This window comes from Gluconobacter roseus, assembly GCF_046058915.1.
Classification (GTDB): Bacteria; Pseudomonadota; Alphaproteobacteria; order Acetobacterales; family Acetobacteraceae; genus Gluconobacter; species Gluconobacter roseus_A.
Genome location: NZ_CP175538.1, coordinates 1,800,155 through 1,812,838, shown reverse-complemented (window position 1 = coordinate 1,812,838; position 12,684 = coordinate 1,800,155). Strand labels below are relative to the sequence as shown.

Genomic DNA, 12,684 nt, shown 5'->3' with positions numbered 1-12,684 from the left:
ACGGGCAGGCGCGACCGTATTGACGGGCAGGCGCGACCGGTTTCCTGCAGTGCGAAGCGGCGAAAGGGACGGGAAAACAGGAAATTCCGGCATGGACATCAGCCTTTCGAAACGCCGTCTTTCGGCATCAGGGGTTGGGCAGGGAAAGAAGATCGCGCATGGCCTGAAGAACCGCTTCGGGCTCCAGACCCAGCGCCTGGCACCGGGCGATCGTGGATGCAGCCAGATCCCGGATGTCCGCCGCCCGGCGCTCTTCATCCGGTGGCGGTGGCCTGTCACTGACGAAGCTGCCACGCGCCCGGAAGGTCTGGATGGCCTCCAGTCGTTCCAGTTCGGCATAGGCCCGCTGCACGGTGTTGAGATCCACCCGCAGATGGACCGCCAGGGCACGCATGGTCGGCAGACGGTCCCCTGGACCAAGGAGACCCGAGCCGATGGCCGCCAGCACACGTTCCCGGAGCTGGACCCGAAGCGGCAGGCCGCTCGTATCCGACAGGGGCGTGGGAAACAGCAATGTTTCTATGTTGGCAGACATGCATACAAGATTGAGCAACGGCGCTTCCGGACGTCAAGAAAATTCGCATCCGGCCCTCACCGAGGCTGGAAATTCCTTTGGGGAACTTGGGAAGACTCCGGCTTCGTGATATGGCCTGCCATTCTCTCAGTGGCTGCGGACGGCAAGGGAAAGACACTTCATGACAGCGCCCCAGAACGGGACCGGAAACGGCCTCCAGACCGGAGCGGACCTCGCTGTCCGCAGTGACTCACCCCTGATCCTGGCGCTCCCGAAAGGGCGTATCCTCAAGGCGCTGGCCCCCGTCCTGACGCGGACCGGCATCGAACCCGACCCGGACTGCCTGACAGAAAGCAGCCGCCGCCTGCGCTTTGGCACCTCCGATCCGAATCTGGATGTGGTCCGGGTGCGCTCCTTCGATGTCGCGACCTTCGTGGCCTATGGCGGCGCCGATATTGGGGTCTGCGGTGCAGATGTGCTGATGGAGTTCGATTATCCGGATATCTATGCGCCGCTCGATCTCGGTATCGGTGGCTGCCGCATTTCCGTTGCACGTCCCAAGACCATGGTCGAAGATCCTGCAACCGGTCAGTCCCGACTGCGCGTCGCCACGAAATACCCGACCATTGCCCGCCGCCATTTTGCGTCCCGCGCCATCAACGCCGAGATCGTGCATCTGAATGGCGCGATGGAACTGGCGCCGACACTAAATCTGGCAAGCGTGATCGTCGATCTGGTCGATACCGGCTCCACGCTGCGTGCCAACGGCCTGATGGAAACCGAGACCATCGCCCATGTCACGAGCCGCCTGATCGTCAACCGCGTTGCGCTCAAGACCCGCCCTGAAGAAATCAGTGCCCTGATCGAACGCTTCCGCGCCGCTCTGAACACGGAGGAAGCCGCCTGATGAAACGCCTCGATACATCCGCTGTCGGTTTCTCCGAAGAGTTCGCAACACTGCTCGCTGCGCGCGGCAGTGACGAACGCAGCGTGGCCGAGCCGGTCCGCGCGATCCTCGCTGACGTCCGCAACCGCGGCGATGAAGCTCTGTGCGATTACACCGCCCGCTTTGATCGCCTGACGTTGCCGCCTGAAAAGCTGCGGATCAGCGCCGAAGAAATCGCGTCCGAAGCCGCACGCGTCCCTGCTGACCTGATGGATGCCCTCCGCACCGCTGCACGCCGGATCGAAACGTTCCACGCTGCCCAGATGCCGAAGGATCTGGATTTCACGGATGAAGACGGCATCCGCCTCGGCATGCGCTGGACCCCGCTGGATGCGGTCGGGCTGTATGTTCCGGGCGGCAAGGCGGCCTATCCGTCTTCCGTCCTGATGAACGCCCTGCCCGCTCGTGTGGCTGGCGTGAAGCGGCTCGCCATGTGCGTGCCGTCTCCGGACGGCGTGCTGAACCCGCTGGTTCTCGCGGCCGCGCAACTCTGCGGCGTTACGGAGATCTATCGCATTGGTGGCGCGCAGGCTGTGGGCGCCATGGCGTTTGGTACGGACCTTATCGCGCCCGTGGACCGCATCGTCGGTCCCGGCAACGCCTTCGTTGCGGAAGCCAAGCGGCAGGTCTTCGGGCATGTCGGCATCGACAGCATCGCCGGCCCGTCCGAAGTCGTGGTCGTCGCTGATGGCCAGAATGATCCGCGCCTCGTTGCACTGGATCTGCTCGCCCAGGCCGAACATGACGAGCAGGCTCAGGCCATCCTCATCACGACGGATGCCGCCTTTGCCGAGCGTGCTGCCGAAGCCGTCCGCAAGGAGCTGGAAACGCTCCCCCGCACGGCCATTGCCTCCAAAAGCTGGGACGATCACGGCGCAATCATCGTGGTGCGCTCGCTTGAGGAAGCCGCCGAAATCGTCAACGCACTGGCCCCCGAGCATCTGGAAGTCATGCTCGACGCCCCGCGCGAGTTCTCGGCCATGATCCGCCATGCAGGCGCGATCTTCATGGGCCGCTACTGCCCCGAAGCCGTAGGCGATTATGTCGGCGGCCCGAACCACGTCCTGCCGACCAGCCGCACGGCGCGGTTCGCCTCTGGCCTGTCGGTCTTCGACTTTATCAAGCGCACCACCACCATCGAAGCCGACGAAGCTGGTCTGCGCCGGATCGGCCCGGCTGGCGTGGCGCTGGCCAAGGCCGAAGGACTGGACGCCCATGCGCTCAGCCTATCGGTCCGGCTGGAAAAGAACTGATCCAACCTCCAGCCGGGAGGTTCTGACACCTCCCGGAGCATCCCGCTTTAGCGGAGCGAGCCCGTATCCGGGTCCAGAACCAGAGGCGTAGTGTTCGGCGTCTGCGTGAAGTCGAACATCGTATTGATCTGACCCGCGGCCGCATCAAACGAGCCGCCACCAAGCCGCTTTCCACTAAGCCAGTTGTCTTCGATGAAGCGCACCACAGAGGCCTGACTCGTCAGGTCATGACTGACGAAGTTCCGGCGGGCATAGGGCGAGATCACAATGAGCGGGATGCGCGTCCCCGGCCCGCAGCGGCCATTGACCGGCTTGCCTGCCACACCTTTCGGAGCTGATCCTGCGGTTCCGCAGATTCCGGGGCCGTTGAGCTGATCGGCAGTACTGTCGAACGAGCCCCAAAGTGGTTTGTGGAACGCATGATCGTACCAGCCATCTGAGTCATCATAGTCGATGATGATTGCCGTGCTGGCCCATTCCGGCTGGCTCTGGATAAAATTGACGAGCGTCACGATACCGTTCTGCTCATCCAGCGGGTCTGAATTGCCAGGATGGCCGTCCTGATAGGCCGGCAGCTTGATATAGGAGACCGCAGGGAAATTCCCCGCCTTCACGGCCGCATAGAAATCCTTGATATCATACTGATGGTTGGCCGGTTCCCGCGTCGAGGTTCCGGGGATCGTGCTGAAACCGATCGAAGCCGTGGAGTTCGGCCGGGCATGCGTCGGATTGGACGTGCTCGCGAAATACTGGAACCAGGCATGATGCGGAACATAATCCGTACGGGTTCCCACTGTCTCGGAATAGGTACTGCGATTGCACCCCGTGGTGTTGTTCGCGTTGGTGAGCGTCAGATCGAAGCCCCCCATGAAACCACCCCAGGAAATCCCCTTCTCGTTCAGCAGATCTCCGATGTTTCTGGCATTGATCAGCACCTGTGATGGGGTCGAGCAGCGATCGTAAGCCGGATCCTCATCATTGATCAGGGTGTATCCACCCTGCCCGTCATGAATGTAAGCATTGCCGAGCATGTTGCCCGCAATAGGCTGAAGACCATTGGTCTGGCCAGCCACAACCTCAAGCGCACCCGGCGTGGACGGGCCGTATGTATCGCTCCAGTTATTGTCGCTCATCGCGTAATGCTGGGCGTAATTCCAAAGCGCAGTGACCGTGTTGCCATCAAAATACCCCAGAACCTGCCCCTTCGTTCCGAAAGCACCGGAACTTCCTGACATTGCTGATCCGGTATATTTTGGAAACAGATCCATCTTCCCGCCGTCGTAAGCCTGTTGCTCCGGCGTGTAGCTATGGTTCTGATCCGCCGTATTAGCCTGCGTTCGGTCAATGCGGAACGGAAGTGCTGCTCCCGACCCATTCGCCGGGCTGGAATTCGGATTGTTCGTAAGGAGATTGGCGCTCATGAGATTGTTGACAAAAGGCGTATCAGCCAACGCCGTAAAAGCCGGTTCACCGCTCACATTCGCCGCCTTGGGATAGGTCGCGAAATAATGGTCGAACGAACGGTTTTCCTGAAATATCACGACAACATGCTTGATGGGCGTCGCAGTCTGATAGGACGCAGCCGCAGAGGAAGACGCCGCCAGCCCCACGGAGGGAAAAAGAATGGAGCCGGACAGAAGGATGGCCAGGCCGGATTTTGCTCGTTGTACGCGCTTCATGAACACCTTACGGAACCTTTCCTCACTACGATTGAACGGTTTGACAAACATTCTGAACCCCACATCCATCGTTCGTCCGAATGCTTCTGGTTTGTGGAGCATGTCACCCATCATGTCGTTTCCCTGTCTGTCCCGTAACGGTGTCCACTGGGGGAGCCACAGCCGGAGCATCCGTATCTGTCAGCGTGCTGAGAAACGCGATGATCGCCCGGCGCTCGTTTTCGGTTAGAGCCGGTCTCTCTCCGGGCCTGCGATCAAACGGCGCATCTATTGTATCAATATTGGAACGGTATTGTTCCGGAACATCGTCGTAGACGTTGATTTTTCCATCTGGTCTGCGGGAATAGAATTTTTCTGGCTGAAGATCCCGGACGGCATAGAAATCCAGAACAGCTTCAAGCGTGTAAAAAACACCGTTATGGAAAAAGACATGACGCGTCGCGACGTTACGCAGGGTCGGCGTCACGAACATCCCGCAATAGGCCGCAAAGGCCTTCCGGCCATCGGGCTGAGCGTCGCATACCCCGAGATCATCATAGCTGCCGAGGGCATTGCGGCTGATCGCCATGCTGCGTGGCGCACCAAGCGCTTCATACTGGTGATCGGTAAAAAGCGGCGGCAGGCCGTCGCGCGTAATGTGATCGAGATGACAGGCCGCACAGTTACCTTTCTGCGGATCATTGAACAGGAGATAGCCCTCGCGCTCGAGTGGCGTGAACCGGGCTTTCCCTTCCAGCCAGGCATCAAACCTGCTGGAATATTCGTGGAAATGACGGTCTTCCAACTCATAGCGCCCGATTGCAAACAGCGCCTCTTCCCGCAAGAAGGCAGGATCCTTTTCTCCGCGCGTTCCTGCCAGCGCAAGAAGAGCCGCACGGTAGGGTGCCGTGTTCAGCCGCGCAGTGACACGCTCCGGCGTGGAGGCCATCTCGTCAGGATCAAAAAGCGGACCGCCCGCCTGCTGCTGAAACGTATCGGCCCGACCACCCCAGAACAGGCCGCCCTGTGGCACGATATGCGCGGCGGATGACGCCGTATCCGTCGCACTTTTGCTGCCGCGCTGGTTTCCCGTACTCGGCACAGCGATAACGCGCGGAGCCACATCGTCATTTCCCAGATCCGGCCCGATACTGAACGGCGGCATACGTTCCAGATAGGTCAGGGTGGGAATTGCGCGCCGCCCCTGCCGGTGCAGATCCGCACCGCCTTCGAAAACGGACGCATTGCCCGTCGGTCCATAATGGTTCGCCGGATCATGACAGGATGCGCAGGACAGTTTGCCCGAACCCGACAGTGCCTTGTCGTAAAACAGCATGCGTCCGATCTGCGCCATCTGCGACAAAGGAGCCTGTCTGGGACGATGAAAATTCTGGGGACAGGGATTGCGACCATCCGGCGCAGGATCACAGACATCCTGAGACACCAAAGGCGATACAGGCGAGGATTGCGCCTCACAACCTGCGCCGAGCACCGTCATGCCAAGGACCGCACTGACACATTGCATGGTCCGCATCACGCTTGTCACAGGAGAAGCGTCCGTTCTCCACCCCGTACGTGCACCGTTTCCTGAACCCGTCATAACCAAAGGTCGTACCATACTGAAATGCGGGAGCTTCCTTGTTGCCAGTCATGAGCCAGTCCTCACGATCAGTTCCGGCAAAGGAGTAATCGCGGTGTCCAAGACAGGGCTGATAACGGATTCAACAAGGAGGGGGATGTGACAGTTTTATGAACCTCAACCTGCAGTTTTTCGCTTCCTTCTCCTATACCGATAGCGCTGATGCAGCCCGTACGACGCTCGCATACGCCTTTCGGATTTGAAATCGGGAACGGGGAAGCAGAAAGTTTTCACCCACGATCCGGAACTGCTTTAGTGTCCGTCCTGAGAAGGAGAAGTCAGTCATGGCGCAGTTGTCGATCGGTGATCATGTTTCGGACCTGAAGGGCACGCATGACGGCAGGCTGGTCGATATCGACGGCTCCACCGGCTATGTGGAGCAGGCCAATGGCGTGGAAGTCGAATTTCCGCTGAACCAGCTCAAGCCTTACGAGCCACCAAAAATAGCGGAAGAACGCACCCTCTCCGGCCCGTTGCGGGACCGGCTCCTGAATCCGGCACAGAGAGCGCTTCTGGCTTCGGTTCCCGCCTCCCTCCTTGCTGCAATTGCCAAAAGCTATGATGCGGGCAGTGACGGGCCGGGATCTCGGCCACCTTTCGCGGCTCTTCCGGAGTCCAAACGCCTTGAGGCCATCCGGATCTACCTGCCCACGTTGCCGCAGCGGCTTCTGGCGTCACACATGTCTCTGGTCGTGGCCATGCGCGATATTTCCAAACTGTCCTGACAGACGGGCGCGGCACGCTCTTTCGTTGCGTTGACGGCGGCAGGCATCATTCGTACAAGCCCGTTTTCTGAATCCGCGAAGCCCCATCAGGCGCAGCTTTACTCAGCGCCGGAGGCGCCGCTTCATCATGTCCCCAACTTCTGCCCAGGCTTTTGCCGATCTCGCCCTTGCGCCCACCCTCCTCCGCGCGCTGGACGAAGCGGGTTATGTCAAGCCTACGCCCATTCAGGCCCAGTCCATCCCGCTGCTGCTGGAAGGCCGTGACCTGCTCGGTCTGGCCCAGACCGGCACCGGCAAGACGGCCTCTTTCGCGTTGCCCCTGCTGCACCGCCTCGCCGCAACGCCCCGTCCCGCGCCCAAGAACGGCGCGCGCGTTCTGGTTCTGGCACCCACGCGTGAACTGGTCTCCCAGATTGCGGACGGGTTCGAGAGCTTCAGCCGTCACCAGCCGGTGCGCGTCACGACGATTTTCGGCGGCGTCAGTCAGGTGCATCAGGTCAAGGCGCTTGAAGAGGGCGTGGACATCATCGTCGCTGCCCCAGGACGTCTGCTGGACCTGATCGAACAAGGCCTGTGCGATCTGTCGCAGCTTGAAGCGCTGGTGCTGGATGAAGCCGACCAGATGCTGGACATGGGCTTTGCCAAGCCGATCGAGCGCATTGTCGCAACGCTCCCTGAAGACCGGCACACGGTGCTGTTTTCCGCAACTATGCCGAAATCCATCGCAGCCCTCGTCGAGAGCCTTCTGCGTAACCCGGCCAAGGTCGAGATCGCACCGCCGTCGAGCACGGTGGACCGGATCGCGCAGTCGGTCATGTTCCTTAACGCATCCGACAAGAAAGCGGCCCTTCTCGCGCAGCTCCGGACGCCGGGCATCGGTCAGGCCGTCGTCTTCACGCTGCAGAAGAACATCGCCAACGACGTCTGCACCTTCCTGACGGAGTCCGGCATCACGGCCGAGGCCCTGCACGGCAACCGGTCGCAGGGTCAGCGTGAGCGCGCCCTGAACGCCTTCCGCGAAGGTGACGTTCAGGTTCTGGTGGCGACCGATATCGCCGCCCGCGGCATCGACGTCGATACCGTCACGCATGTCATCAACCACGATCTGCCGAGCCTGCCGGAAAGCTATGTGCACCGGATCGGTCGCACGGGCCGTGCGGGTCGCAGCGGTTTCGCCATCACGCTCTGCGACGCCGAACAGCGCGCCTGGCTGCACGCCGTGGAGCGTGAGATCGGCCGGACGCTGGACGTTCACGACAGCCATGAATGGCACTCGGAAGAGGCCCGGAACTCCACCATGCGCCCGCCCGTGCTCGGCGGCGGTCCGGTCAAGCAGGTCAAGCCGCAGAAGGTGCGCGAGCGCCGCGTCTGGACCGAAGAGGAAAAGATGGCTGCCCGGGCCGCGGCGGCTGCCAAAGCGTCCTGAACAGATCCCGTCGTGCTGCCTGAGAGGGCCGCACGACGCGAGAGTGCCAAAAAACCGCAAGAATCCCCCGACAGGGACCGGTCATGCTTGACCTTTGGGCTGACAGTCCGCACATAGCGGGCTGGATTTTCTGGCTCCGCACCGGAGCCACTGCCGCGCGCAGATCATTACCCTGTCCCTGAAGCAAGGATTCACATGTCAAAAGAAGACCTGATCGAGTTTACCGGCACCGTCATGGAACTGCTCCCCAACGCCATGTTCCGCGTCACGCTCGACAACGAGCACACCATCCTGGCCCATACGAGCGGCAAGATGCGCAAGAACCGCATCCGCGTTCTGGCCGGTGACCGCGTGAACGTCGAAATGACGCCGTACGACCTGTCCAAGGGCCGGATCACGTTCCGCTTCAAGTAAGACAGTCCGCCGCATGACCGCCTCCCCGTCTTCCGCAGAAGGGTCATCCGGCCTTCCGGACCGTCCGAAGCTCGTTCTGGCCTCCGCCTCCCCGCGCCGCCTGAGCCTGCTGGAACAGATCGGCATCGTGCCCGACGCCGTCGTCAGCGCCGATATCGACGAAGAACCGCGCCCCGGCGAACTGCCGCGTCCGCTCGCGCAGCGCCTCGCCCGCCAGAAGGCGGAGCATGTGGCCGCGCAGCGCACGGATGCCGCCCTCGTCCTCGGCACGGATACGGTGGTTTCCGTCGGCCGGCGAGTCCTGCCGAAAGCCGAAGACGAAAAGACGGCCCGCGCCTGTCTGAAGCTGCTCTCCGGCCGCCGCCACAAGGTCCTGACGGCCGTGGTCCTGCGCCCGAGCGCGGGATGGCCTGCGGGTACGCCCTGCGAACGGCTGGTGGAAACCTCCGTCATCTTCCATCGCCTGACGGACGCGCAGATCGATGCCCTGATCGCGCAGGGGGACTGGCAGGGCAAGGCGGGCGGCTATGCCATCCAGGGCGCCGCCGCCGCCCATATCCGCCAGATCGGCGGCAGCTATTCCGCGGTCGTGGGGCTGCCCCTGTTTGAAACGGCCCAGCTCCTGCGCGGGCAGCCGGTCGGCAAGCCTTCGGGTGGCTGGATCGCATGACCGAAATCCGCGCAGCCTGTTCTCCAGGCGAAGTGCGGATTGCCATCACGGACCATGACACATTGCTGGATGCTGCCATCTGGCGTCCCGGCTGCCCGGATGGTCTGGAAGACTGGCACGTCGTCCGCGTTCAGAAAGCCGCTCCCGCTCTGGGGGGAGCGTTCGTCCTGCTCGAAGATGGCCAGAGCGGCTTTCTCTCCACCCGCGAAGCCCTGATCGAAGGGGCCCTGACCGCAGCCCGCGTCAGTCGCGCCGCCCAGAACGGCAAAGGCCTGCGCCTGCGCCGGGCGGACATGCCCACTGAGGCACCTTCCGGACCCAAGCTGCTCGAACGCGGACCAACCCCGCTCGACGAACTGGCGGACCGCTATCCGGAGGCTCCAATTTTCGTGGACGACCCAGGCATTGCGGCAAAAATGCCCGTCCGGCTGCGCCCGCGTCTTCAGCGCTGCCAGCAGGCCTTCGATGGCGCATTGGAAGCGGATTTCGACAGCCTCGGCAGCCCCGAAGTCGATCTGGGCCTTCTGACCGCCAGCATCTTTCCGACCCCCGCTCTCGTCGCCATCGACCTCGACAGCACTGGCGCCCCGGACTTCAAGGGCAATGTCGCAGCCTTCCCTGAACTGGTCCGACAGATCCGCCTGCGGAACCTCTCAGGCACGATTCTGGTAGACCCGGCGGGCGTGAAGACGCGCAAACGCCCGGCTCTGGTGCCGTTCCTGCGTGAGGCTCTGGCTGGCGATCCCCTGAAACCAGACGTTCTCGGCGCCACACCGTCCGGCCTGCTGGAACTGACGCGCCCGCGCCGCCGTCCCCCTTGCATGAACTCCTGTCCTCCCCACATGGACAGGCGCTGTCCATCCTCAGGACGATCCTGCGCGAAAACCGCCCCGGCCGGACGCTGACCGCCTCGATCGGACTCGTCACGGCGCTGGAAAACGATCCCGATGCTCTGGCGGATTTCACATCCCGCCGCGCCCGGCCGCTCGATCTTGTCCTTGATCCCAATGCCCCACCCGCAAGCTGGAGCCTGTCATGAGCAACGCCACCTGCCCGATCTGCCATCGCCCCACCGATCCGCAGTTCCGGCCTTTCTGCTCCCGTCACTGCGCGGATGTCGATCTGGGCCGCTGGTTCAGCGGGACTTACCGCGTTCCGTCCTTCCGTCAGGACAATGATGAAGAACAGGACGAATATCGCGACAGGGAGGGTTGATCCCGCCTCAATCATCAGCTAAACCCCATCTCCGCAACAGGGTCCGCCCTGAAGCTCGGTGCCCAAGTAGCTCAGTTGGTAGAGCATGCGACTGAAAATCGCAGTGTCGGTGGTTCGATTCCGCCCTTGGGCACCATTTTTCCCCTGAAAAAATCATTATCTGATCAGCGCTTTACGCGAATGGCTGCTCTGTCGTGGCGCGATTCTGTCTGGCGTTCTGATGGCCTGATCTTCCATGATGGCGCCGGGCAGGCCATCGCCGTCTGAAACAGGCCTCATCTCTCGCGCCCGGAGATATCGGGAACCGAAAAATGGACGATCCCCTTTCCCGGCATCACGACCCGGACCTTCCACCCCGGATGGAACCGGAGCAGGCACCTCAGCCCGAACTCCAGCCCTGTCCCGAGACTGATGCCAACGGGCGACGTCGCCAGCCGCCAGTCTGGTTTTTGCTACCCCTGCTCTGCATCTGTCTGTTTCAGGTTGCTGTTCTGGTGCCGCAGATCGCCCATCTGAACATCGGTCCGGGCAGGTTTTTCGCCATATCAGACCATCAGGGCAACACCCGCGCTGCCCGCCTCAACCGCGCCGTTTCAGGAATGCCCCGTTATCCTCAGGCCATGATCGACCGGCATATCGAAGATCATGTCACGGTGGCCTGTACGATTGATGCACAGGGCCGTTCCCATGACTGTCTGGTCCGGGAAGGGCATTACGCGAAACTGAATCAGGCCGCACGCGACTATGTGGTTCAGGCGTCCTATTTCCCTGCAATGAGAAACGGCCATCCCGTCAGCTCACACTACAGGATGCACTTCAACTTCCTCATCCCCAAGGTCCGTGACCGATAGCAGGAACATGAATGTCCCTTTGAATGCATCCGAACCGGGGGCGAGGGCGTTGTCTTTTCAACCGTCAGTGTCACACGGGTTTCCACCCGCAGGGCCTGACTATGAAAACAGACAGAAGGTTCCATGATGTCTTCCAATATCAGCCGCCGTGGCGTCGCCCTTGCAGCCGTTCTTTTCGGAACGGGTCTTGTCGCAGCCCCTGCCGTCCGTGCTGAAGATACGCTTGGCACTCCGGTCGGACACGTCACGCTTTCCGCACGCTCCGCCGATGTGGGCGTCGGTTACACCTGGGGTGACGGCACCCTGACCTATGGCCATCGCACCTACCATTTCAAGGTGACTGGCGGGAACATTGCCGCTGTCGGCTACTCGGCCCTCAAGGCCGAAGGAACCGTCTATAACCTGAAAAACCTGCATGATTTCGATGGCAGCTACGGCTCTCTTGCAGGTGAGGCTACTCTGAACAAGGGTCTGGGAGGCGCTGTTCTCTCCAACAGCAATGGTGTGCGCATCAAGATCGACAGTTCGACGCAAGGTGCACGTCTGGCTGCCGGTGCACAGGGCCTGACCTTTACGCTGAGCAACTAATCTGATGTCCTCCGGTCGCGGCTCCTTTCAGGGGCTGCGAGTCCAGGCAGGATATTCCCCCGCATGCCCTGCCTCTTCCGTCGGTTTTCTGCGGGGGTGCGGAGCATGACAGATCATGGATACCAATATTCTTGTTCTCTCCTTCACCGAGCAGAGCAAGGCATTCCAGGCTTTTTCCGAACTGCGTGAACGGGCTGCGGATCAGAAGCTGGTTGTCATCAACGAGGCTGTCGTTGAGCGCGGTACGGCTGGCAACATCACCATTCATGATAACTGGGCCGATGGGTCTTCCGGCGAACAGGTTCTGAACGGAACACTTCTGGGGTCTCTGGTCGGGCTTCTTCTTGGGCCGCTGGGTGTGCTGCTCGGGGCATCCATGGGCGCGCTTGTGGGATCGAGCCTGTCGGTTGAGGATTCGGCAATCCGCAGCAGTCTTCTGGCGCAGATTTCTTCCGTCATTCCCGTGGGAACGACGGCCGTGATCGCGACGGTTCAGGAATATGTGCCGCAGGTCGTGGACGATCTGGCGGCGTCGCTGGGTGCATCGCTGGTGCTGCGTCGGCCGATCGAGGCCGTGGAGCGCGAGGTTCTGGCCCAGCAGAAGGCCCAGGCCGCTGCGGCAGCGGAGGCCGAGCGCGTCCTCGTGCAGCAGCATTCGACCGAATGGCACGACCGTATGAGCGAGTGGCAGAAGCAGGTTTCGACCAGCCTTCACAATCTGAAGAACAAGATCACGGGCGGCTGAGACCGTTACGGTCTTGATCTGACCCTCTGATGCGGGCCAT

General features: G+C 61.6%; 13 protein-coding genes, 1 tRNA gene and 1 pseudogene. 12 read left to right on the top strand and 3 right to left on the bottom strand.

The genetic code is table 11. The features are described 5' to 3' along the window. Positions 1-127 precede the first annotated feature (127 nt). Positions 128-535, bottom strand: a complete 408-nt coding sequence (locus ACJ2A4_RS08465) for a GntR family transcriptional regulator (protein WP_408872490.1) — start codon at positions 533-535, stop codon at positions 128-130. A 160-nt stretch (positions 536-695) separates the two neighbouring features. Between ACJ2A4_RS08465 and hisG the strand changes: the two genes are divergently transcribed. Together hisG and hisD are read left to right on the top strand one after the other, a co-directional pair. After that, complete coding sequence (gene hisG / locus ACJ2A4_RS08460; RefSeq protein ID WP_408872489.1) at positions 696-1,421, top strand: ATP phosphoribosyltransferase; 726 nt, start codon at positions 696-698, stop codon at positions 1,419-1,421. Continuing rightward, positions 1,421-2,713 (top strand): histidinol dehydrogenase, encoded by a 1,293-nt coding sequence (gene hisD / locus ACJ2A4_RS08455; RefSeq protein ID WP_408872488.1) that lies wholly within the window; start codon positions 1,421-1,423, stop codon positions 2,711-2,713. The genes hisG and hisD overlap by 1 nt, the downstream gene beginning before the upstream one ends. Before the next feature lie 47 nt (positions 2,714-2,760). On the opposite strand, the gene ACJ2A4_RS08450 is transcribed toward hisD, so the two are convergent. Next, positions 2,761-4,392: a phospholipase C gene (locus ACJ2A4_RS08450; RefSeq protein WP_408872487.1), complete on the bottom strand. Its 1,632-nt coding sequence runs from the start codon at positions 4,390-4,392 to the stop codon at positions 2,761-2,763. A 103-nt stretch (positions 4,393-4,495) separates the two neighbouring features. Continuing rightward, complete coding sequence (locus ACJ2A4_RS08445; protein ID WP_408872486.1) at positions 4,496-5,905, bottom strand: cytochrome-c peroxidase; 1,410 nt, start codon at positions 5,903-5,905, stop codon at positions 4,496-4,498. 389 nt (positions 5,906-6,294) lie between these two features. Here ACJ2A4_RS08445 and ACJ2A4_RS08440 point away from each other — a divergent pair, with 389 nt between their 5' ends. The 10 genes and pseudogenes from ACJ2A4_RS08440 to ACJ2A4_RS08395 all read left to right on the top strand — a co-directional run bounded on the left by ACJ2A4_RS08440 (position 6,295) and on the right by ACJ2A4_RS08395 (position 12,644). Further along, entirely contained in the window at positions 6,295-6,735 is a 441-nt protein-coding gene (locus ACJ2A4_RS08440) for a hypothetical protein (protein WP_408872485.1), read from the top strand. Positions 6,736-6,862: 127 nt separating this feature from the next. Next, positions 6,863-8,161, top strand: coding sequence for a DEAD/DEAH box helicase (locus tag ACJ2A4_RS08435; protein ID WP_408872484.1), 1,299 nt, complete (start codon positions 6,863-6,865; stop codon positions 8,159-8,161). Positions 8,162-8,356: 195 nt separating this feature from the next. Next, positions 8,357-8,575 carry a translation initiation factor IF-1 gene (infA, locus tag ACJ2A4_RS08430; protein ID WP_007282896.1) on the top strand — a complete coding sequence of 73 codons (219 nt, stop codon included), beginning with the start codon at positions 8,357-8,359 and terminating at the stop codon, positions 8,573-8,575. 13 nt (positions 8,576-8,588) lie between these two features. After that, on the top strand, positions 8,589-9,245 hold the full coding sequence (locus tag ACJ2A4_RS08425) for a Maf family protein (RefSeq protein WP_408872483.1): 657 nt from the start codon (positions 8,589-8,591) through the stop codon (positions 9,243-9,245). Further along, positions 9,242-10,284, top strand: a pseudogene (locus ACJ2A4_RS08420) (ribonuclease E/G). Before ACJ2A4_RS08425 ends, ACJ2A4_RS08420 begins: the two are co-directional and overlap by 4 nt. Further along, a complete protein-coding gene (locus ACJ2A4_RS08415; protein ID WP_225198185.1) occupies positions 10,281-10,460 on the top strand; it encodes a DNA gyrase inhibitor YacG in 180 nt (59 codons plus the stop codon). The pseudogene ACJ2A4_RS08420 and the gene ACJ2A4_RS08415 overlap by 4 nt, the downstream one beginning before the upstream one ends. 60 nt (positions 10,461-10,520) lie before the next feature. Then, positions 10,521-10,596, top strand: a tRNA-Phe gene (locus ACJ2A4_RS08410). A gap of 175 nt (positions 10,597-10,771) precedes the next feature. Then, positions 10,772-11,311 carry an energy transducer TonB gene (locus ACJ2A4_RS08405; protein ID WP_408872482.1) on the top strand — a complete coding sequence of 180 codons (540 nt, stop codon included), beginning with the start codon at positions 10,772-10,774 and terminating at the stop codon, positions 11,309-11,311. Positions 11,312-11,437: 126 nt separating this feature from the next. Next, entirely contained in the window at positions 11,438-11,899 is a 462-nt protein-coding gene (locus tag ACJ2A4_RS08400; protein WP_408874136.1) for a hypothetical protein, read from the top strand. A gap of 115 nt (positions 11,900-12,014) precedes the next feature. Next, the gene (locus ACJ2A4_RS08395) at positions 12,015-12,644 is read left to right on the top strand and encodes a DUF1269 domain-containing protein (protein ID WP_408872481.1); all 630 of its coding nucleotides are present in this window, start codon (positions 12,015-12,017) and stop codon (positions 12,642-12,644) included. The last annotated feature ends 40 nt before the right edge of the window (positions 12,645-12,684 follow it).